The 19,402-nt window shown below is 48.7% G+C and carries 21 protein-coding genes and 1 other RNA gene; 13 read left to right on the forward strand and 9 right to left on the reverse strand.

From position 1 onward, the window contains the following. Window positions 1–268: 268 nt before the first annotated feature. Together LVJ86_RS03440 and LVJ86_RS03445 are read left to right on the forward strand one after the other, a co-directional pair. Entirely contained in the window at window positions 269–784 is a 516-nt protein-coding gene (locus LVJ86_RS03440) for a dihydrofolate reductase (RefSeq protein ID WP_047761850.1), read from the forward strand. Window positions 785–956: 172 nt separating this feature from the next. After that, window positions 957–2,609, forward strand: a complete 1,653-nt coding sequence (locus tag LVJ86_RS03445) for an electron transfer flavoprotein-ubiquinone oxidoreductase (protein WP_047761849.1) — start codon at window positions 957–959, stop codon at window positions 2,607–2,609. A 249-nt stretch (window positions 2,610–2,858) separates the two neighbouring features. On the opposite strand, the gene LVJ86_RS03450 is transcribed toward LVJ86_RS03445, so the two are convergent. The 3 genes from LVJ86_RS03450 to ssrA form a co-directional block, all read right to left on the reverse strand. Beyond that, window positions 2,859–3,104 (reverse strand): hypothetical protein, encoded by a 246-nt coding sequence (locus LVJ86_RS03450; RefSeq protein ID WP_047761848.1) that lies wholly within the window; start codon window positions 3,102–3,104, stop codon window positions 2,859–2,861. Between the two features lie 117 nt (window positions 3,105–3,221). Beyond that, complete coding sequence (locus LVJ86_RS03455) at window positions 3,222–3,362, reverse strand: type I restriction endonuclease (RefSeq protein ID WP_235284630.1); 141 nt, start codon at window positions 3,360–3,362, stop codon at window positions 3,222–3,224. A gap of 636 nt (window positions 3,363–3,998) precedes the next feature. Further along, window positions 3,999–4,360, reverse strand: a transfer-messenger RNA (tmRNA) gene (ssrA, locus tag LVJ86_RS03460). Window positions 4,361–4,482: 122 nt separating this feature from the next. On the opposite strand from ssrA, the gene LVJ86_RS03465 reads away from it, so the two are divergent. The 3 genes from LVJ86_RS03465 (at window position 4,483) to LVJ86_RS03475 (ending at window position 7,491) form a co-directional block, all read left to right on the forward strand. Continuing rightward, window positions 4,483–4,986, forward strand: a complete 504-nt coding sequence (locus LVJ86_RS03465) for a DUF1841 family protein (RefSeq protein WP_047761847.1) — start codon at window positions 4,483–4,485, stop codon at window positions 4,984–4,986. Window positions 4,987–5,058: 72 nt separating this feature from the next. After that, window positions 5,059–5,649 carry a LemA family protein gene (locus LVJ86_RS03470; protein WP_200900183.1) on the forward strand — a complete coding sequence of 197 codons (591 nt, stop codon included), beginning with the start codon at window positions 5,059–5,061 and terminating at the stop codon, window positions 5,647–5,649. Between the two features lie 3 nt (window positions 5,650–5,652). Beyond that, window positions 5,653–7,491, forward strand: coding sequence for a M48 family metalloprotease (locus LVJ86_RS03475; RefSeq protein ID WP_053008370.1), 1,839 nt, complete (start codon window positions 5,653–5,655; stop codon window positions 7,489–7,491). 162 nt (window positions 7,492–7,653) lie between these two features. On the opposite strand, the gene cysD is transcribed toward LVJ86_RS03475, so the two are convergent. Beyond that, complete coding sequence (cysD, locus tag LVJ86_RS03480; RefSeq protein WP_047761846.1) at window positions 7,654–8,568, reverse strand: sulfate adenylyltransferase subunit CysD; 915 nt, start codon at window positions 8,566–8,568, stop codon at window positions 7,654–7,656. A gap of 212 nt (window positions 8,569–8,780) precedes the next feature. Next, complete coding sequence (gene lolA, locus LVJ86_RS03485) at window positions 8,781–9,401, reverse strand: outer membrane lipoprotein periplasmic chaperone LolA (RefSeq protein WP_047761845.1); 621 nt, start codon at window positions 9,399–9,401, stop codon at window positions 8,781–8,783. 151 nt (window positions 9,402–9,552) lie between these two features. On the opposite strand from lolA, the gene LVJ86_RS11070 reads away from it, so the two are divergent. Both LVJ86_RS11070 and LVJ86_RS03490 read left to right on the forward strand, forming a co-directional pair. Then, window positions 9,553–9,672 (forward strand): hypothetical protein, encoded by a 120-nt coding sequence (locus LVJ86_RS11070; protein WP_414629269.1) that lies wholly within the window; start codon window positions 9,553–9,555, stop codon window positions 9,670–9,672. Between the two features lie 62 nt (window positions 9,673–9,734). Further along, on the forward strand, window positions 9,735–10,586 hold the full coding sequence (locus LVJ86_RS03490) for a ferritin-like domain-containing protein (protein ID WP_047761844.1): 852 nt from the start codon (window positions 9,735–9,737) through the stop codon (window positions 10,584–10,586). A 163-nt stretch (window positions 10,587–10,749) separates the two neighbouring features. On the opposite strand, the gene purE is transcribed toward LVJ86_RS03490, so the two are convergent. From purE to LVJ86_RS03510, 4 genes are read right to left on the reverse strand one after another with little or no spacing between them, the layout of a single operon-like run. After that, window positions 10,750–11,238: a 5-(carboxyamino)imidazole ribonucleotide mutase gene (gene purE, locus LVJ86_RS03495; protein ID WP_047761843.1), complete on the reverse strand. Its 489-nt coding sequence runs from the start codon at window positions 11,236–11,238 to the stop codon at window positions 10,750–10,752. Between the two features lie 53 nt (window positions 11,239–11,291). Next, the gene (locus LVJ86_RS03500; RefSeq protein WP_047761842.1) at window positions 11,292–11,993 is read right to left on the reverse strand and encodes a tetratricopeptide repeat protein; all 702 of its coding nucleotides are present in this window, start codon (window positions 11,991–11,993) and stop codon (window positions 11,292–11,294) included. Between the two features lie 17 nt (window positions 11,994–12,010). Then, a complete protein-coding gene (locus tag LVJ86_RS03505) occupies window positions 12,011–12,679 on the reverse strand; it encodes a class I SAM-dependent methyltransferase (protein WP_047761841.1) in 669 nt (222 codons plus the stop codon). 21 nt (window positions 12,680–12,700) lie between these two features. Further along, on the reverse strand, window positions 12,701–12,886 hold the full coding sequence (locus tag LVJ86_RS03510) for a DUF3460 family protein (RefSeq protein ID WP_047761840.1): 186 nt from the start codon (window positions 12,884–12,886) through the stop codon (window positions 12,701–12,703). Window positions 12,887–13,138: 252 nt separating this feature from the next. Here LVJ86_RS03510 and LVJ86_RS03515 point away from each other — a divergent pair, with 252 nt between their 5' ends. The 6 genes from LVJ86_RS03515 (at window position 13,139) to LVJ86_RS03540 (ending at window position 19,385) form a co-directional block, all read left to right on the forward strand. Next, on the forward strand, window positions 13,139–14,500 hold the full coding sequence (locus LVJ86_RS03515; protein WP_047761853.1) for a polynucleotide adenylyltransferase PcnB: 1,362 nt from the start codon (window positions 13,139–13,141) through the stop codon (window positions 14,498–14,500). 90 nt (window positions 14,501–14,590) lie between these two features. Next, window positions 14,591–14,935 (forward strand): hypothetical protein, encoded by a 345-nt coding sequence (locus LVJ86_RS03520; protein ID WP_047761839.1) that lies wholly within the window; start codon window positions 14,591–14,593, stop codon window positions 14,933–14,935. Window positions 14,936–15,340: 405 nt separating this feature from the next. Further along, window positions 15,341–16,591, forward strand: a complete 1,251-nt coding sequence (locus tag LVJ86_RS03525) for a lipoprotein-releasing ABC transporter permease subunit (protein ID WP_047761838.1) — start codon at window positions 15,341–15,343, stop codon at window positions 16,589–16,591. Further along, a complete protein-coding gene (gene lolD / locus LVJ86_RS03530; RefSeq protein WP_047761837.1) occupies window positions 16,584–17,273 on the forward strand; it encodes a lipoprotein-releasing ABC transporter ATP-binding protein LolD in 690 nt (229 codons plus the stop codon). Before LVJ86_RS03525 ends, lolD begins: the two co-directional genes overlap by 8 nt. 312 nt (window positions 17,274–17,585) lie before the next feature. Continuing rightward, on the forward strand, window positions 17,586–18,407 hold the full coding sequence (gene thiD / locus LVJ86_RS03535) for a bifunctional hydroxymethylpyrimidine kinase/phosphomethylpyrimidine kinase (protein WP_047761836.1): 822 nt from the start codon (window positions 17,586–17,588) through the stop codon (window positions 18,405–18,407). A 201-nt stretch (window positions 18,408–18,608) separates the two neighbouring features. After that, the gene (locus tag LVJ86_RS03540) at window positions 18,609–19,385 is read left to right on the forward strand and encodes a TrmH family RNA methyltransferase (protein WP_047761835.1); all 777 of its coding nucleotides are present in this window, start codon (window positions 18,609–18,611) and stop codon (window positions 19,383–19,385) included. Window positions 19,386–19,402 lie beyond the last annotated feature (17 nt).

Genomic DNA, 19,402 nt, shown 5'->3' on the forward strand with positions numbered 1-19,402 from the left:
TAAGGCTGTCTGAACATAAGGTTGCTTGGAAGATAAAAGATATAGGTGATATGGTTACCATGTTTTGAGTGTTTCAAATAATGTTTTGAATAAATGGTAAACTTTGTTTGCAGAAAAAAATTTTATGGGGTGAAAATATATTCAAGCCAAAAAATTTCTAAGATAGAAGGGGACTAATAATTTTTCTAAATAGGTTTACTTTCTAACTTTACCTTTACAATACAGTCGGATTAAGATGCCGTCTGAAAAGATTAGAGAAACAAATAATATGCCTAAAATTACTTTGATTGCCGCTTATGCGGCGCACCGCTGTATCGGTATTAATAACAGTATGCCGTGGCATTTGCCCGAAGACTTTGCTTTTTTCAAACAATATACTCTCGGCAAACCGGTTGTTATGGGTAGGAAAACATGGGAATCGCTGCCTAAAAAGCCATTGCCGGGTAGGCGTAATATTGTTATCAGCAGGCAGGCAGGTTATATTGCTGAAGAGGCGGAAATTGCAGCTAGCCTTCGGGAGGCTTTTGAAAAATGTTTGCATGCTGAAGAAATCATTGTGATGGGGGGGGAGCAGATTTATCGCCAGAGCCTGCCGTTTGCAACCGATTTAAGAATTACCGAAGTGGATTTGGATGTGCAGGGCGATGCGTTTTTTCCGGAAATTTCCCGTAAAGAATGGGAAGAAGTTTCCCGAGAGGTATATCAAAGCAGTAAAAACATCCGTTATGCTTTCGTTCACTACAAAAGAAAAGATACTGCTAAGCTTGATGTGGCTTGCGGATAAAAAGTAGAGCTTAAAAACCGTTTATTGACCATGCCGCTATCTTGCTATATTTTTCAGACGGCTTTACTTTATTCATGATCGCGTAAAATATATTATCTGATATTAAACTTATTGCCAGAGTTTCACAAATAGGCAGCGGCAAAACAAATATTAAAATTCAGGAATCTAACCAATGACCGAAACAATCCAACGTGACAGCATGCAATATGATGTTGTAATTGTCGGGGCAGGGCCTTCAGGCTTAAGTGCAGCCATCAAGCTCAAACAGTTGGCTGAAAAAGCAGGCCGTGAGATCAGTGTTTGCGTTGTAGAAAAAGGCTCCGAAGTTGGTGCGCATATTTTATCCGGTGCCGTAATTGATCCGAAAAGCCTTACCGAGCTACTGCCGGATTGGAAAGAGCAGGGCGCGCCGCTTACCCGTAGCGTTACCGAAGACAAGGTATTATTTCTCACAGCCCAAAAAGCACATAAATTAATTACCCCGCCCAGTTTTCAAAACCATGGCAACTACATCATCAGCTTAGGGCAGTTAACACGCTGGCTGGCCGAACAAGCCGAGAGTTTGGGCGTGGAAATTTATCCCGGGTTTGCCGCTTCGGAAATACTTTATCACGAAGACGGTTCTGTAAAAGGTATTGCGACCGGTGATATGGGTATCGGTAAAGACGGTCAACCCACGGCAAATTACCAGCCCGGTATGGAATTATGGGCGCAGCAAACTATTTTCAGCGAAGGTTGCCGTGGTTCGTTAACCAAGCAGGTGATTAAGCGTTTTGCCTTGGATCGAGACAGCCAGCCGCAAACTTACGGTATCGGTATTAAAGAAATCTGGGAAGTCCCCGAAGCACAATGCAAGCCGGGTTTGGTTATCCATACGATAGGATGGCCTTTGGACAACCAAACCTATGGCGGTTCGTTTATTTATCATTTGGATAATAACCAGGTAGCCGTAGGATTTGTAGTTGGCTTGGATTATCAAAATCCCTATTTATCGCCGTTTGAAGAATTACAACGTTTTAAAACACACCCTGAAATACGCAAAACCTTCGAAGGCGGGCGCCGCATTGCTTACGGAGCTCGAGCCTTAAGCGAAGGAGGCTTGCAGAGTTTGCCCAAACTCAGTTTTAAAGGTGGCGTATTGGCGGGCGATTGTGCAGGCTTTTTGAATGTACCGAGGATTAAAGGCATTCATACCGCCATGAAATCCGGAATGCTGGCGGCAGAGGCCGTATTTGGCGTATTAGGCGAGAGCGTTGAAATAGAAAGCGGTAAGGAGGCTTCGGGCTTGAACGAATTGTTCAAACAAAGCTGGCTTTACCGTGAGCTTTACGAGGTACGCAATATCCGCCCCTCATTCAGATACGGACTTTGGCCCGCCATGATTTACACGGCTCTCGAGCAATACGTTTTCAAAGGCAAGGCGCCGTGGACACTTCCTCACCATGGTAGCGATCACAGCAGCTTACGTAAAGCCGCTGCTTGCCATCCGATTGATTATCCGAAGCCGGATAATGTGCTGACTTTCGACCGCCTCAGCAGCGTATTTTTGGCAAACCTCAGTCATGAAGAAAACCAGCCGGTACATTTGAAATTGGCCAATTTCCAATTAGCGTTGGATGTGAACAAAGCCGATTATGCTTCTCCGGAAACAAGATATTGCCCGGCTGCGGTATATGAAATCGTAGAGGCAGAAGGCAAACTGGCTTTGCAGATTAACGCGCAAAACTGCGTACATTGCAAAACCTGTGATATTAAAGACCCGACCCAAAACATCACTTGGGTTTGTCCTGAAGGTGGAAGCGGCCCGAATTACGGTGCTATGTAATAACAAACTTTCTATGGTTGTCAGGCTGGTAGTGAAATAGTCTTTGGCAGATAAGTCGATGTTATCTTGTCTCGTTCCAAAGGCCGGCAGTATGATAGTGATGCCGAATCAAAGAAAGCTTGCGTACCGTTATCGCTAGAAGCTGACCAATATTTCATATCTGCTCTTAAGATGAAGAGTACCTGATTACAGGTACTCTTTATTTTTTGTGCGATGATAAGCGGAGATAGAAGGAAAGAATTTAAACATTTACTTGATGTTCAAACCAATTACAGCACAATCACCATATAATACTGATAATAAGCCGCTATTTTTTGATTTTTTTTTCACTGTAATTATGCCACTGTTCCCTTTGTGTTTGATCTCTTCAAACACAATAAAACTGTGCGCCATATCCAGCAGCGTTACCCAACTGAGCAGCTTTTGCATCAATACCTCCAATTCGGACTCGTTGTAGTGTGCCTCACTTTCGCTCGAGTGTGTTTTCCATGTCATATAGCGACTGAGATCCGCTGGAGTCTTACCTGCTCTTGCTTCTAGGCCGTCTGAAACAACATTGAACGTATTGCAAACAAACAGTTCGGGCAGCTTGCCTGATAAGTTTGAATCTGATTAAACGCCCCTCTTACGGCCGCTTGGGCATCCGCCGCATTTTTCAGCATCCAGCACCACCAGCGGCAAACCGTTTACAAATAAAACCACATCAGGCCTGCGCTCTGTGCGTTGGTTTTTGATGGTGAGTTGATTTATCACCCGCAAACAGGTTGTCTAGCGGATAATCCCAATAGACCAGCCAAGCCAGCTTGCCTTGCGTATGGCCGTTTTCGTAGCTCTCCAGCTTCACGCCCTCGGTCAGCATCCTGTGGAAAGCCTAATTGCCTGCCGTTAAACCCTGAGCGTAAACGCTTTCCGCCTCGCGTATTACCTGCGCAACCTGTTTATCGGTTAAATCTGGATTAATCGCCGCTACAGCCTATTACAACACCGGTTGAGCAAAGCTTGCGAATACGCGCATTGAAAGGCTGCCGCTTGGCTCAAGCGGCTGAGACGTGATGATATTCATCGCCTAGGGACTGCAACATCTCAACAGCTATTTGTTAGATATCTGATTCGTAGATTCTGCTCATATTCCGTTTTCCTTTTCAGACGGCATGCTGAAAGATATATTTTTATTTTTAATGCATAAATGTGTTTTTAGACAGGATTTGGCGATATTTAGGCCATCTGAAAAATTAGGGAAGCTGTGCGTTGGTTTCGGTGTAACTGCTGGTGGCGTAGACTTTATCGGATTTGCAAATTTTTAAACAGGCGGCGACCTTGATATTTATATGGAAAAGAAGAAGACAATAAAAAAAGACCTTGAAGAAATCAAGGTCTTTTCTTTGTAACTGGTGGAGGCGGGGGGAATTGAACCCCCGTCCGAAAGCCCTCTACAAAGCGTTCTACATACTTAGTCGAATCTATTTGAATCTTGTTTCCATTCCGCCGACCGACAGGCTGTTTGGAAACCAGTTACCTTAAATCTTATTTCCTGCCAAGTAACCCGACAGAAAACCAGCCAATGTAAATGACGTTGCCGTAGGTTTTACCCTACACAGCCCATCGGCCAACTGTTGCAACGGCAGGCCTTAAGCGGCCAGTGCGTAAGTTTCGTCGTTTGCGACTATTTAATTTCAGTGTTTTACGGGAATCTGAGACCCCGGTATGCCCGCATCTGCTTCGCAACCCCCGTCGAAACCAAGATCGCCCCCAGATAGGAATCGCCGATTATACGCGCTTTGCGGCAAAAACGCTACCGGAGGGCGTACGGCGGAGGGTAAGAAGGCACAGTATTTCGGTTATAATGTCAAAATATTTGTAAGGATTGATGATTATGTATGACGTAAACACGCAAGACGTGCGCCGCTTTTTTGCGGATGTGTGGCAGAAGCGTTTTTTGCCTTTGGAATTGGACGCCTTGCAGCAGAAGGCTTTGCGTATTATCGAAGCGCATCCCGAATATCATCATTTTTTAGAGAATATCGAGGATTATCTGGAAACGGTGTGGACACCCGAAAAAGGTGAAACCAATCCCTTTTTACATATGTCGCTGCATTTATCCGTGCAGGAGCAGGCGGGAATCGACCAGCCGCCGGGCATCCGCGAAATCCACCGTCGCTTGTGTGCGAAATTCAATGATGATTGGGTGGCGGCTGAGCACGGCATGATGGAGGCTTTGGCCGAAACGGTATGGGAAGCCCAGCGTTTCGGGCGAGGCTTGGACGTGAATGCTTATATGACCCGTCTTCGCAAATTGTTGGGCTTAGGGCAGGAGGATAACGCCCGTATCAATCCGCATGAAGTGGCTGTTTCCGATAAAATCAGTAGTCGTGATTAGATGATTGGTAAAGGTTGTATGGTTTTCAGACGGCCTTTCAAAAGCGAAAATAAAAAAGGGAGGGAGCTGACAATGGGTATCGTCTTAACACTATTTCTGGCTGCAGTTTTTATCGTGCTGCCGGTAATGATTTACAACCGCTTGGTGCGCGCGCGTAATGAATACCGCAATGCGTTGGCGCAAATTCAGGTTCAGCTGAAGCGGCGTCATGATTTGGTGCCTAATTTGGTAGAGGCAGCCGCAGCGGCGTTAAAACACGAGCGGCAAACGCTTGAAGCGGTGATGACTGCGCGCAATCAGGCGGCTGCCGTATTGCAGTCTTCTATGGGTAGCGGTGAAACGGCGGCATTGGCGCAAAGCGAAAATGCGCTGACCTCGGCTTTGCGCGGATTGAATGTGGCGGTTGAGGCTTATCCTGAATTAAAAGGCAATGAAACGATACAGGCTCTAACCGAAGAATTATCGAGCACGGAAAACCGTGTGGCGTTCGCGCGGCAGGCCTACAATGATTCGGTGATGTCGTACAACAATACCCGCGAAACGTTTCCGGCTTCTTTGCTGGCTGATTTCTTCGGCCACAAGAAAAACGCTCCCTTGCTGCATTTTGATGATTATGCGGCTATTCGGCATGCGCCTAAAGTACATTTGGATTTAAACGGGTAAAGTATGCGCTTTCTCGAGCATCAGCAAAAAGCACGCCGCTTAAGTGGTGTGCTTTTGCTGTTTTATATGTTGTCGGTGGTTGCCGTATCGGTGTTGGCGGCGGTATTGACGGCTTGGGTCAGCTCTATAGGTATCAGTATTTCTGCCGATAATAGCCGAAGCCGTTATGAAACCGTTTTTATTTTGTCTTTTCTACTCACCGGAGTAGTAGTGGCCGGTTGCAGTTGGTTCCGGATGCGCCGTCTTGCCAAAGGCGGCAAGGTGGTGGCCGAAGCTTTGGGCGGACAGAGATTACGCAGGCACGAAGCGGATTTGGGTGGGCAGCGTTTGTTGAATGTGGTGGAGGAAATGGCGGTGGCTTCATCAATGCCCGTTCCCGCGGTGTATATTCTGCCGGAGAAAAGTATTAATGCCTTTGCCGCCGGTATGACGCCTGCCGATGCGGTAATCGGTATTACTTACGGTGCAGTGCGCATGCTGAACCGTAATGAATTGCAGGCCTTGGTAGCGCATGAGTTTAGTCATATTGTAAACGGCGATATGCGTAGCAATATGCAGCTTTCGGGTTGGTTGTTCGGTTTGCAGGCGATCAGCGTAGCGGGACGATTGCTGACTTTTGGTGATACGCAGGAAAGTTTCTGGGATTCGGCAAATTCGGTTTTGAATAAAAAGCAGGATGATGCACAGTTTCTGCCGACAGCCGTTTTGGGTATTCCTTTGCAGATTTTAGGTTGGTTCGGCTCATGGCTGGCGGGCTTGATTCAGGTGGCTATCAGCAGACAGCGCGAGTTTTTGGCCGATGCGTCGGCAGTGCAGTTTACGCGGCAAACAGAAGGCTTGGCCTCGGCTCTGTATAAAGCGGCAACGGCAGAAGATACTCGTTTCCATGCTGTTCATGCAGCGGAATATGCTCATTTTATGTTTTGCAGCATTGACGGCAGGCGCAGATTTTGGGCGGATTGGTTGGCGACGCATCCCGATGTAGTCGAACGCATCCGCCGCATCAGCGAATACCGTGCGCGTCGTTGGGAAAACGCTATCAGAAGGGCGGAGGAAAATGCGGCGGTGGTTGTGTTTGATGTGGAAAGCGGTATTTCCGGCTTTGCACCTGCCGCTTATTCTGAGCAGGCTGGTTCTCGTGAAAGGCACTATCTTTTGCAGGCAGTGCGTGCGGCTGATGCGGATTACGATATGCGGCAGCAGTGCTGGGCGGATTTCCTGGGAGCGGAGCGTTGGCAAAGCGCGGCAGGTGATGCCGAGCGATTGTTGGTGGCATTTGCCGTTTTATGGCTGCCTGACGGCATAGCCGATGAAACATTATCTCTTTGGGAGCGGCATTATCCGGTACGTGCCGCGTGGTATCGGCGTTTGCGGCAAAACCAACTGCACGGCCAGGTACGCTTGGCGATATTTGAACAACTACTTCCTTCTTTGGCATGGTTATCTGTGCAAGAAAAGCAGGTGCTGCAACAGGAGTTGATGCGTGTGTTGCAAGGCCGGGTTTTATCGCCGTCTGAATCTTGGCAGTGGTTGATGGTATGCGCTTATACCGCTAATAGTGAATCATTGTTGTCGATTGAAACGGCAGGTATAAGGGCGGAAAACATATTAGAAAAAGTCGCGGCATGGGCAGCGGGAGGCGGTAGTTTGGCTGCTCCCTTGTTAGACAAATTGCCTGACGTTTTACAAACTGCCGCCGCATGGCAGCCTGAGCAGAGGCATAAACTTTACGATGCATGCCGTTATGCCCTTGCGGGGCAGTCGGATGAAGAATGGCGGAGCGGTGCGGAGGCAGCGTTGGGTTTGTACCTTTTGGATAAGGGGCTTAGGTGTAAACGATAAAGGGCAGATTAGAGATATTTAAGGGCCGTCTGAAAATTTCAGACGGCCCTTTCACAAAAGTATTGTGTGTCACAAAGGCGCAAGGTCATTCTTATGAACAATAGCTGTATATAAAGCGGTACCCGCAAAGATTTTTAGGATACCGCTGCTGATTTTAGGTGGTTAGAAATAACCGGCTTTCTTGCGTTCTTCCATTGCAGCTTCTGATGTGCGGTCGTCCATACGGGTGGCGCTGCGTTCGGAAATGGTGGCGGCGGCGGTTTCGGCAATAATTTCAGACGGCGTGGCGGCAGTGCTGGCAACGGGACAGGTACATGAAATATCACCGACAGTACGGAAGCGGACACTTCTTACCGAAGCGGTTTCTCCATCACGTTTGGGGGTAAGCGGGGTAACGGGAACTAGCAAACCGTTGCGTTCGACTACTTCGCGTTGGTGCGCGTAATAAATCGGCGGTAGTGCGAGGTTTTCACGTTCGATATATTGCCAGATATCCAATTCTGTCCAGTTGGATATCGGGAAAACGCGCATATTCTCACCGGCAAACAAACGGGTGTTATACAAGCTCCACAGCTCGGGGCGTTGGTTTTTCGGATCCCACTGGCCGAACTCATCGCGGAAAGAGAAAATCCGCTCTTTAGCACGTGCTTTTTCTTCGTCGCGGCGCGCGCCTCCCATTAGAGCGTCGAAGCCGTGTTCTTCGATTGTTTCCAATAGCGTAACGGCTTGCGCGGCATTACGAGAATCGGTTTCCCTGCGCAAAACCACTGTTCCTTTTTTGATAGAGTCTTCTACATGGCCGACAACAAGTTTTACGCCGGTGCGGGCGACGGTTTCATCCCGAAAGCGGATGACTTCGGGGTAGTTGTGTCCGGTATCGACGTGCAGTAGTTTGAAAGGCAGATTGAGCGGGCGGCCGGGAATGCGGAAGGCTTTGACTGCCAGCGAAAGCAAAACAACCGAATCTTTTCCGCCGGAAAATAATAGGGCGGGATTTTTCGATTCGGCGATCACTTCGCGGATAATGTAAATGGATTCTGCTTCAAGCCAATCGAGGTGTCGATTTTGAATGGGCATAATGATTCCTTTTCGGGCGATGTCTTGAATAGGTTAGGCTCTACTTTAAACAGGCCGTCTGAAAAAGGGAAAGAATGCTTGGTTGTAATAAAATGCGCTTTGGTTATATGAAGAGGTGGAGTGGATTTGCTTGGCTTTATTTCTTAGATAGTTTTGCCATTGAAAAAGGCCGTCTGAAAATTTCAGACGGCCTTTTTTGTATGCAGCGGATATTAATTGCTCAATACGTCTACACCTTTGGGCGGTGTGAATTTGAAAGTATTGCGTGAAAGGTTCGGCTTGGTATTGAGGTTGCTGAAGCTAATGCTGGTTTCGTTGCCGAAGCTGTCTTTCAACTGCATGGCGGCCAGATTGTCTCCCTTGAAGCCGATTCGGATATATTGGTAGCCGGCGTTGTTGCGTTTAGGCTGTGCCAATACATAATCGATACCGTTGCTGCTGCCGTCTTCTTTCAGGTTGTAGCTGCTTTCAAGCGCGGTTTTATTTGAAAGGATGGCGGCGGGACTGTCGCCGATGGTTTGGTTTTGCGATGATTTGGTTACTTGTGCCAAGTCAACATCGTAAAGCCAAATGGTTTTGCCGTCGCCAACGATGGTTTGTTTGTAGGGGCGTGTGTATTCCCATTTGAACAGGCCGGGGCGGAGGATTTGAAAGGAGCCTTGCGTGGTTTGGGTGCGCTTTTTGCTTTTCACGGTTTGGCTGAAGTTTCCGCTGATGCCGTCCGTATCGGCATTAAATTTTTTCAGCGCATCAATAGCGCCTGCTTGTGCAAAGCTGATGACACCGGTAAGCGCCAATGCGGTAAAGGTTCGGATGATGCGTTGTTGTTTCATAATGCTCCTTTTTGGATGGGACAACATGTGTGTTGCCATTATGGCGTGTTGTCGGAAAATTTCCAGTAGCCGGATACGGGCGGCAGTTGTTTCAGATAGTGGTTATGCGGCAGGATAAATTGTGTAAACGGCTAAACCTTAACACAATCGGTTGAGTTCAAGAGGATTTTATTTTTGCCTGAAAGCGGCTGTTTACGTTTATTTAAATGCCGTTGGTATGGTAAAGCAGCGGGCAAAAAAATGTAAATTCAAAATTCATTGTGATTTTTAAATGATTTTCGGGCTTGCGCTATAATGGTAGATTATTTGTAAGAAGAGTATTTTGTACGAAACATGGATTCTATTTATCCGTTTTTGGAAGCGGTGCTTTTAGCAGAAGACGCTGTTGAAAAATGTCGTTTGACAAATGAGATTTACCAAGCCCGGCAAGCTGGGCGGTTGGGGTGTTTGGCTGCCGGGGCAGTGGCTGATTTCCGTTTTGCCGGTCGGCCGCGGCGCCCTTTATTGGTGCCTCCGGCACAAGTTCGGCAGCGTAAAATGAGCACGAAAGAGGGATATGCGGCCATGCTGCATGCCATCTGCCATATAGAGTTCAACGCCATTAACTTGGCTTTGGATGCGGCTTATCGTTTCCGCCTGTTACCGGAAGCTTTTGCCGACGACTGGCTGCGGGTAGCCAAAGAGGAAGCTTACCATTTCAGCCTGATGCGCGGGCGCTTGAATGATCTGGGTTATGACTACGGTGATTTCGAAGCGCATAATCATTTATGGGACATGGCTTATAAAACCGCTTTTGATCCTTTGTTGCGTATGGCGTTAGTGCCGCGTGTGTTGGAAGCGCGCGGATTGGATGTTACACCGGGAATACGGGCCAAAGTTGCCCAGCGCGGTGATGATGAAACGTGTGCGGTTTTGGATATTATTTATCGTGATGAAGTCGGCCATGTACAGATCGGCAATTATTGGTATCAGTACCTTTGCCGGAAGCGGGGCTTGGAACCGGTGGCTTTGTTCAGGCGTTTGTTGAGTAGGTATGATTTGTTTGTTTTCCGCGGTTATGTGAATTTGGAAGCAAGAGAGCGTGCAGGTTTTAGCCGTTTTGAGCTGGCAATGTTAGAAGATTTTGAAGCATCTTTAAAAGTCCGGCCGATGCAGGGGAGTTGGCAGCAGGCATTAAGCCGTTAACATTCAATGGGTAATATTTTGTGCTGTTTGCATTATCACTATAAATCCTCTTAAAAAATGCCGTCTGAAATTTCAGACGGCATTAGTATTAGGCAAGACCGGTTTAACTGTCTATCAAAACAGTGCAGGCCGAGATGCCCGCAATTTTTTATCAGTTATGGGTTTACACCGTTTCGGGTAATTCCATATTCAAAACGGCTTGTTCTTGAGCGGTGCGGAATTTTGCCAGTTTTTCTGCCAGTTCGGCATCTTCGTTAGCCAAAAGGGAAACGGCGAATAAAGCCGCGTTGGCCGCGCCTGCTTCGCCAATGGCAAAGGTGGCAACCGGTACGCCCTTTGGCATTTGTACGATGGATAGCAGGGAGTCTTCGCCGCGCAGATATTTGCTCGGTACGGGTACGCCCAAAACGGGCACGATGGTTTTGGCAGCGACCATGCCGGGCAGATGGGCTGCGCCGCCTGCTCCTGCAATGATGGCTTTAATCCCGCGCTCACGGGCAGTTTCTGCGTATTCGAACATTAAATCGGGTGTGCGGTGTGCGGAAACCACACGGGCCTCAAAGGATACGCCGAATTGCTGTAGGAATTGGGCGGCATGTTGCATTACCGGCCAATCGCTGTTGCTACCCATAATAATACCGACTTGAACCATGGTGTGTTCCTTTAAATATAAATATCAAACGCGCTTTAAGAAGGGCGGTGTTTTCAACGTTGGTTGAGTTGGACGGCCGCACGCTTGGCGGCGGCACTGTCAGGATAGGTTTGGATAAGTTTGCGTAAGGTATCGCGTGCGATATCCCGCTGCTGCATCCGCTGTTGGCACAAGCCTACGTTATAGAGCGCATCGGGAGCATCTGGGCTGCTGCGGAAACGGTTGGCGTAGCGGTTGCCGATATTGATCACGGATTCGCAGTTTGATAAGCGGTAATGGCTCTGCATCAGAAGAAACATACTGAGACGGTCTGTTTCGCTGCCGTTGCCCCCGCCTTCCGCATCATTGAGCAGGTTTACGGCGGCAGTGTAGCGCCCCTGGTTGTATTGTTGGCGGGCTTGCAGATAGCGGTCTTGGTCACGGGTATTGTTTGTTCGGGCGGGTACGGAGCTGGTATTGCTCCGGTTATCTTTTCGCGCTGCGGGGCGAGCGGTACGGGCGGGTACTGATGAAGCGCGTTCGAGTTGTTGAATGCGCTGCTGCAAGCTTTCGATTTGTTGTTGCATGCGTGCGACGTGTATGCCCAAGCGTTCGATTTCGGATTGCGTATCAACGGTGGGATAGGGTACCGGTTTGGTTTCGCGTATGTAAGGCGGCGGATTGCCGGTATCCGGAGCGACTGCCGAAGGTTGTGCCGTAACGGCGCATGCACTTAGAAAAATACTGGAAAGACTGACAAGACAGGTTTTTTTCATAATGTTTTCCTGCGGGTTTATTTTTTGAGCAACAGGGTTAGACCATCGCCCACGGGCAGGGTGATCGGAATGATACGGGTATCGTGCGGTAAGGATTCGTTGAAATCTTGCAGAATTTTCAGACTGGGCGGGTTGTCTGCCGCCGGCGGATTTATAACCCGACCGTTTAGCAATACATTGTCGATAGCTATCAGGCCGCCTTTGCGTACCAATCGCAGGCAATATTCGTAATATTGCGGGGTGGGCGGTTTGTCCGCATCAATAAAGGCGATGTCATAGCTTTCTGCTTCGCCATCGTCCAGCAGCTCTTCTAAAGTGAGTAAGGCCGGTTGGAGATGGAGCGTGATTTTATCAGCCACGCCGGCACGTTCCCAACTTTGGCGGGCGATATCGGTAAAGCTGACGTTGATATCGCATGCGGTAATTTTACCGTGGGGCGGCAGAGCCAAGGCCATGGCGGTACTGCTGTATCCGGTGAATACGCCGATTTCGAGATATCGTTCGGCGCACATCAAGCGTGCAAGCCATGCGAGCAGAGAGGCCTGTTCGGGGGCAATCGCCATATTGCCCAAGCGGTGCTGTGCGGTTTGGCTACGCAACTCGGTAAGGGCGGGATGCTCGGGTTCGCTGATGCGGCGAAGATAATCAATAAGGCCGGGGTGGATATTGCCGGTGTTTATGGTCATGACTGAGGCCGTCTGAAATAATCAGTCGGGTTGGTAGGCATAAGGTTTTTTTGGCAGAGCGGCTGCTGCAAAGTCGGCCTGTTCTTCGGGGTTGAGTTCGACATCCCACAATAAGGCGCGGTTTTTCAGGCGTTGTTCGGCTTCTTGCGGGTTTTTATCCAGGTATTCTTCGATAAATTGGGTAGCTTCGGATTTGTAGTTGTACATGCTGTGTGCTCCTGATAAAAATCGGCTGTCCCTAACCGTATGCTTCAGTATTCGGGGCTTGGCTCGGGTGGCGCTTATTATAGCCGATAAATTTTTTTCGAGGCAGTCTTTAAGGTATAATTATCGTTTTGAAATTTAAGGCCGTCTGAAACCTTTGCAGGAATATTTTAAATAAAGATATCCCTGCAAAGGTTTCGTTTGGCAAACCGCTGCGTTTCAGACGGCCTTTTTTCCCGTATGGTGGACAAGTTTATGTTGAAAAAATGGCTGCACAAAGTGCTGCCCGGCGGGCGCGGGCGTGTGCAAAAGCAGGTGTTGGAATTTGCGGAGCACGGCATTCGTGCCGATATGATTAGCTTTGCCGCTGAAAAGGTGGTGAAAAGACTGCATCAGGAAGGATTCCAGGCTTATGTGGTGGGCGGAGCAGTGCGCGACCTGCTGCTGGGGATCGATCCGAAAGATTTTGATGTGGCTACCGATGCGACTCCTGAGCAGGTACGCAAGGTGTTTCGCCGTAGCCGCATTATCGGACGCCGTTTTCAAATCGTGCATGTGATGGTGGGGCCGGAAACGATTGAAGTAACGACTTTCCGCGGTGGTAGTAAGGTTCAGCAAAACGAGCACGGCCGCATCATGAAAGACAATACTTACGGCAGTATTGAAGAGGATGCCATGCGTCGGGATTTTACTTGCAATGCCTTGTATTACGACCCTATTCGCCAGCAGTTATTAGATTTCCACTGTGGGGTGGAGGCGGTGCGTGCGCGTAAATTGGTGATGATAGGAAATCCGGCGGCGCGCTATCAGGAAGATCCGGTTCGGGTTTTGCGCGCAGTACGCCTTTCGGGCAAATTGGGCTTCGAGGTTGATGCGCCTACGGCTGAGCCTATCCCGCATGAGGCAGGCCGCCTGAAGCAAGAACCGGTGGCCCGGTTGTTTGACGAAATTATGAAACTGCTGTTTTCGGGGCATGCTCTCCAATGCTTGCAACAGCTGAAAATATTGGGGGTGGATGCGAATATTCACCCGTTGCTGAATGCCTTGTGCCAAAGTGCGCAGGAGAACGGTCAAAACATTGTTACTTTGGCCCTTCATAATACGGATGCACGCCTGCGTGCCGATAAGTCGGTATCGGTGGGGTTTGTATTGGCAGCGGTATTATGGCCGCAGCTGAACGGGCGTTGGCGACAATATTTGATGCAGGGGCAGAAACCGGCAGGCGCCATGAATTCGGCGATTGCCGATTTTCGAGATGAAATGGAAAAGGGTTGGGGCGTACCCCAGCGTTTTGCTGCGACTATGCGCGAAATTTGGGTATTGCAGCCTCAGTTTGAATACTGCAAAGGTGCACGGCCACACCGGTTATTGGCGCAGCAGCGCTTCCGTGCAGCTTACGATTTTTTAATATTGCGCGCGCAAATGGGTGAAGTAGATGAGGCGTTGGCCCAATGGTGGACGGCTTTCCAACATGCCGATGAGGTTTTGCGTAATGAAATGGCGCAAAGCAGTATGCGTAGCGAGAGCGCTTCATGGGATGATGGCGGAGAGGTTGCCGTAAAGAAAAAACGCCGCCGCAAGCCGCGCAAACGGAAACCTAAGGCGGAAGCGGCATAACAGATATATTTGTTGTAATTGGTAAAACATTTAAAACAATATTCGGCTTGGCTATATAATGCCCCGCCAAACGATTTTTAGGAGTATTTAATGCAAATCTTACCTTTCCAAAAAGAGATTGCCGAACGTATGTTGGCTGGTACGGAAGGTGAAATCATTCATCCCGAATCGGTATTCGTGCAAACGGAAAACGGCTATTGGGTGGCATGGCATGAAGGGCTGGCAGCCGTTTTGGCTCCGGACACTCCGCCTGATATTCCTTGCGATTGGGTGGAGGGCGCACATTCTCTGGAAGAAATGGTAGCGTTGCTCGAAAGCGGCGAGTATGCCGAAGTAATGGAGTTTGACGGCGATGACGAAGCATGGCAAGAGGCGTTGGCAGAATGCGGCGAAGATCATGACCATACTGAAAGCTGTTGCCATACTAAAAATTAATTTGGTTTTGTGATATCGGATTAATGTATTTAAATTTAGAATAAATTTTACGGCGGCTCTGTTTGGGCCGCCATTGTCTTAATCTGCCGATGGGGAATGTTTAAAACCGTAGGCACGCTGTCGGTAGTATTTATTTAGGAGTTTCAAGCCAAACTAATTCTTTTGGTTTGCGGAGAACGCATAAGGTGCGGATTCTGCTGTTTTGTATTTTGGATTTGTTTGAATATGCCGTCTGAAATTTTTTCAGACGGCATATTTTATGGGATTGCCTTGGATAAATAGGGTTTTAAAAAATAATTAAACAATTGTACGGCGCAGGGAGCTTCTTACCATACGCTAAACAGATTTAACCTGTTTTACGGTACAATGCCGGATTATCTTGACTAAAAAAGGGTTGCCGCACAGATGGCTTCTTTAGAAACCTGGATCGGCCTGCGCTATCTGCGGGCAAAAAAGCGCAACGGCTTTATGTCGTTCATTACAATGATTTCGATTGCCGGTATCGCTTTGGGCGTTATGGCGCTGATTGTGGTGCTGTCGGTGATGAACGGTTTTCAGAAGGAAATCCGCGGGCAGTTGCTGAATGTGGCGCCGCATGCGGAAATCGGTTATTACGATTCTTCTGCCGGAGAATCATGGCAGGATTTGCGCAAATATATAGCCGGTAAAAAAGAAGTATTGGCAACGGCGCCTTATGTCGCCGACCAGGCTTTGCTGGCTAACGCCGGTGAAGTGCGCGGTGTACAGTTGCGCGGTATTCTTCCTGATGAAGAACAGGCAGTGGTGGATTACGGCCAAAATATGCCACAAGGCAGCTTTAAAGATTTGAAAGCGGGTGAGTTCGATATTATTCTCGGCCAAGGTTTGGCGGAAGCCTTGGGGGCAGAAGCCGGCGGTAAAGTAACCGTGATTACGCCTGAAGGCAATGTTACGCCAGCCGGCGTGGTACCTCGTTTGAAACAATTTAATGTAGTCGGTATTGTGAAGACGGGGGTGTATGAGGTCGATAACTCGCTGGCGATGACGCATTTGCAGGATGCGCAGGTACTCTACCGCATGGGCGACGGCGTAGGCGGTTTGCGCTTGAAGTTGGCCGATCCGCAAAATGCCCCGTCGTTCACCGCCAATCTGATTCCGAAAGCAGAGCAGGACAAAGTATGGGTGCGCGATTGGACTTTTTCCAACCGCAGTTATTTTGAGGCGGTAGAATTGGAAAAACGTATGATGTTTATCATTCTTACGCTGATTATCGCGGTGGCGGCTTTTAATTTAGTTTCGTCTTTGGTGATGGCGGTTACCGAAAAACAAGCCGATATTGCGATTTTGCGTACCTTGGGTCTGTCGCCCGGCGGCGTGATGAAGATTTTTATGGTACAAGGTGCGTTTGCAGGCTTTTTTGGTACTTTGATAGGCGTGGTGTTGGGAGTATTGTTGGGCTTGAGCGTAGGCCGAATCGTGGCTTTCTTTGAAAACCTTTTCGGTGTTCATCTGATCAATTCACAAATTTATTTTATCGATTATCTACCCAGTGACGTAAATCCGCGTGATGTGGTGGTGATTGCTTGTATTTCGCTGTTGTTGGCATTTTTAGCCACCCTTTACCCGAGCTGGCGGGCGGCGAAAACCCAACCTGCGGAGGCTTTGCGTTATGAGTAATGTAGTTTTGTCGTGCAACCGTGTCAGCAAAAGCTATCGTGATGGCGAGTTAAATGTAAACGTGTTGCAAAACCTTGATTTCCAAGTGGCGGCGGGTCAGAGTGTGAGTATTATCGGTGCTTCGGGTAGCGGTAAATCAACTTTGCTGCATATTTTGGGCGGTTTGGATATGCCCAGTTCGGGCAGCGTCAATCTGATGGGTCATGATTTGAGTAATATGAGCCAGAAGACGTTGGGCGACTTGCGCAATCAATACTTGGGCTTTGTTTACCAGTTTCACCACCTGTTACCGGAGTTTTCGGCTTTGGAAAACGTGATGATGCCGCTTTTGATCGGTAAAAAGCCTAAGGTGGAAGCCGAAAGCCAAGCTGCGGCTATGCTGGAAAAGGTCGGGCTAAAACAGCGTATGCTGCACCGCCCGAGCGAGCTGTCGGGGGGGGAGCGCCAACGTGCGGCGATCGCCCGCGCATTGGTTACCCGTCCGAAATGTTTGTTGGCTGATGAACCGACCGGTAATCTTGACCGTAAAAATGCCCAAAATATTTTGGATATGATGCTGGATTTGAAAAACGAGCTGGGTACTGCTTTGGTAGTGGTAACACACGATGACGAACTGGCTGCCCGTTTCGATCGGGTAATGCTGATGAGCGACGGTTATCTGGCAGATAAACCTGTTGCGTAACCGTATTGTAGCGGTATGTTTTGCTGAAAAAAGCCGTCTGAATAATTTTTCAGACGGCTTTTTTGCAGAATAAGCCAATCTATAAACAGTAACCACTAAAAAAGCTTTATTTTAGAGCCAATTCAAGAAAATGAGCTGCTTTGATGCCTTTAGGTAAGGATATAGGCGGCTTTCTGTATAATGAAGGCAGAAATATTTATATGGAAGCTTTCCGGCCGATGATTACATAAACTTAAATATGTATCGTTTGAATGTGCGAGAAGCCTCTATGCAATATTCTCACGATAACAATACCCAATTATAGGAGAACTCATGCAGCAGAAACCTTTTCCCCGCGTTTTAACTATAGCCGGATCTGATTCAGGCGGAGGGGCAGGCATTCAGGCGGATTTGAAAACCTTCGGAGCGTTAGGCGCTTACGGAGCCAGCGTAATTACGGCGGTAACGGCTCAGAATACGCGCGGTGTGCAGGGTGTGCATGTGATACCGCCGCAGATGATTGGGCAGCAGTGCGAGTCGGTATTTAGCGATATACGCATTGATGCGGTGAAAATCGGTATGCTGCCTGATGCCGCCAGTATTCGTGTGGTGGCAGATATGTTACGCCGCTATACCGTTCCTTTTGTGGTGTTGGATCCTGTATTGGTGGCAACCTCAGGCGACAAGCTGGCCTTGGAAGATACGGTGGAAGTAATGTGCAGCGAGCTGCTTCCTTTGGCTGATGTCCTGACACCGAATTTAAGTGAGTTGGCGGCTTTGACGGGTAATCCGCTTGCCACGGATGAAAAAGAGATGTTGGTGCAAGGCGAAAAATTGTTGGATTCGGGAGCAAAAGCCGTTTTGCTCAAAGGCGGGCACTGGCAAAGCCAAGAAGAGGCCCGTGATTGGTTGGTACAACAATCGGCGCAGCCGCAATGTTTTGTGAATGCGCGTGTTCCGACTCAAAATACACACGGTACGGGTTGCACGCTGTCGGCGGCAATTGCGGCTTTGTATCCGCATAGGGGCAATTTGAATTTTGCCGTAGCCTCAGCCAAAAGCTATCTGCATGGGGCGATAGAGGTCGGCCAATATTGGCATCTCGGCAGCGGGTATGGTCCTCTGGCACATTTTTGGCGTACGGTTCGGGATTGATTGCCGGTGTTTATCCAAAATAAGTAAAGCTTAAAAGCCGCTATTTTACGAGGCCGTCTGAAATTTTCAGACGGCCTGTTGTTTTCATGTTTCGATATGGCGGCTTTATACGCCGAACCCCGGTTTTATACCGCTGGCTCTGTTTGCCAAACGATGCCGTCTTGTATCAAAAAAAGCATATCGGCTATATAATCCGGTCCTATGAAAACGATTACTTCCGCACAAAACGAACAATTGAAGCGCTTGGCCAAACTGCTTGGTTCTGCCAAAGCACGCCGGGAGACGGCCCAAACGGTATTGGAAGGCATACATTTACTGCAAACCTATCTGCAAAACGGCTTTGAGCCTTTGCAGGTGTATGTTCCCGAATCTAAATTACAATTTGAAGAGGTTCAATCCTTATTGGTACTTTTGCCGCCGGAAAAGGTGGTGTGCGTAAGCAAGGATGCTCTGGGAAAAATTACCAGCCTGGCCGAAGGCGAAGACGTGATGAGCCTGATTGCCATTCCGGCTGAAGAGGCATTACCGCAAAACGGAGATTGCGTAGTGTTGGAGCGGGTACAGGATCCGGGCAATGTCGGTACGATTTTGCGTAGTGCTGCCGCATCAGGAGTTTCGCAGGTGGTGTTGAGCGAGGACAGCGCCGATGTTTGGTCGCCGAAAGTATTGCGTGCCGGGATGGGAGCGCATTTTTTATTGAAGCTTTTCCGCGGCGATTTATTGCAATGGCGTCAGGCTTACAAGGGCAAGGTTTGGGCGACCGCTTTGAGCGAAAAGCGTCATTACAGTTTGTACGAAATGCCCGAGCATATGCCTTGCGCGTGGGTGTTCGGCAACGAAGGCAGCGGAGTAAGCGATTCTATGCTGGATTCGGCGGATGGTACGGTAAAAATTCCGATGGCTGGAGCAACCGAGTCGCTCAATGTGGCGATGGCGGCGACTATATGTTTGTTCGAACAGATGCGGCGGCGTTTATAGGCTGTTTGATGTGATGG

This window comes from Neisseria arctica, from assembly GCF_022870905.1.
Classification (GTDB): domain Bacteria; phylum Pseudomonadota; class Gammaproteobacteria; order Burkholderiales; family Neisseriaceae; genus Neisseria; species Neisseria arctica.

What these genes read in the sequence shown, in the direction of transcription:
- LVJ86_RS03490 (WP_047761844.1), top strand. Translation starts at nt 9,735, where the DNA reads ATGGATTCTATTTATCCGTTTTTGGAAGCGGTGCTTTTAGCAGAAGAC.
- LVJ86_RS03500 (WP_047761842.1), bottom strand. Translation starts at nt 11,993, where the DNA reads ATGAAAAAAACCTGTCTTGTCAGTCTTTCCAGTATTTTTCTAAGTGCA.
- LVJ86_RS03440 (WP_047761850.1), top strand. Translation starts at nt 269, where the DNA reads ATGCCTAAAATTACTTTGATTGCCGCTTATGCGGCGCACCGCTGTATC.
- LVJ86_RS03540 (WP_047761835.1), top strand. Translation starts at nt 18,609, where the DNA reads ATGAAAACGATTACTTCCGCACAAAACGAACAATTGAAGCGCTTGGCC.
- thiD (WP_047761836.1), top strand. Translation starts at nt 17,586, where the DNA reads ATGCAGCAGAAACCTTTTCCCCGCGTTTTAACTATAGCCGGATCTGAT.
- LVJ86_RS03445 (WP_047761849.1), top strand. Translation starts at nt 957, where the DNA reads ATGACCGAAACAATCCAACGTGACAGCATGCAATATGATGTTGTAATT.
- purE (WP_047761843.1), bottom strand. Translation starts at nt 11,238, where the DNA reads ATGGTTCAAGTCGGTATTATTATGGGTAGCAACAGCGATTGGCCGGTA.
- lolD (WP_047761837.1), top strand. Translation starts at nt 16,584, where the DNA reads ATGAGTAATGTAGTTTTGTCGTGCAACCGTGTCAGCAAAAGCTATCGT.
- LVJ86_RS03470 (WP_200900183.1), top strand. Translation starts at nt 5,059, where the DNA reads ATGGGTATCGTCTTAACACTATTTCTGGCTGCAGTTTTTATCGTGCTG.
- LVJ86_RS03525 (WP_047761838.1), top strand. Translation starts at nt 15,341, where the DNA reads ATGGCTTCTTTAGAAACCTGGATCGGCCTGCGCTATCTGCGGGCAAAA.
- lolA (WP_047761845.1), bottom strand. Translation starts at nt 9,401, where the DNA reads ATGAAACAACAACGCATCATCCGAACCTTTACCGCATTGGCGCTTACC.
- cysD (WP_047761846.1), bottom strand. Translation starts at nt 8,568, where the DNA reads ATGCCCATTCAAAATCGACACCTCGATTGGCTTGAAGCAGAATCCATT.
- LVJ86_RS03520 (WP_047761839.1), top strand. Translation starts at nt 14,591, where the DNA reads ATGCAAATCTTACCTTTCCAAAAAGAGATTGCCGAACGTATGTTGGCT.
- LVJ86_RS03450 (WP_047761848.1), bottom strand. Translation starts at nt 3,104, where the DNA reads ATGACATGGAAAACACACTCGAGCGAAAGTGAGGCACACTACAACGAG.
- LVJ86_RS03505 (WP_047761841.1), bottom strand. Translation starts at nt 12,679, where the DNA reads ATGACCATAAACACCGGCAATATCCACCCCGGCCTTATTGATTATCTT.
- LVJ86_RS03465 (WP_047761847.1), top strand. Translation starts at nt 4,483, where the DNA reads ATGTATGACGTAAACACGCAAGACGTGCGCCGCTTTTTTGCGGATGTG.
- LVJ86_RS03475 (WP_053008370.1), top strand. Translation starts at nt 5,653, where the DNA reads ATGCGCTTTCTCGAGCATCAGCAAAAAGCACGCCGCTTAAGTGGTGTG.
- LVJ86_RS03515 (WP_047761853.1), top strand. Translation starts at nt 13,139, where the DNA reads ATGTTGAAAAAATGGCTGCACAAAGTGCTGCCCGGCGGGCGCGGGCGT.
- LVJ86_RS03510 (WP_047761840.1), bottom strand. Translation starts at nt 12,886, where the DNA reads ATGTACAACTACAAATCCGAAGCTACCCAATTTATCGAAGAATACCTG.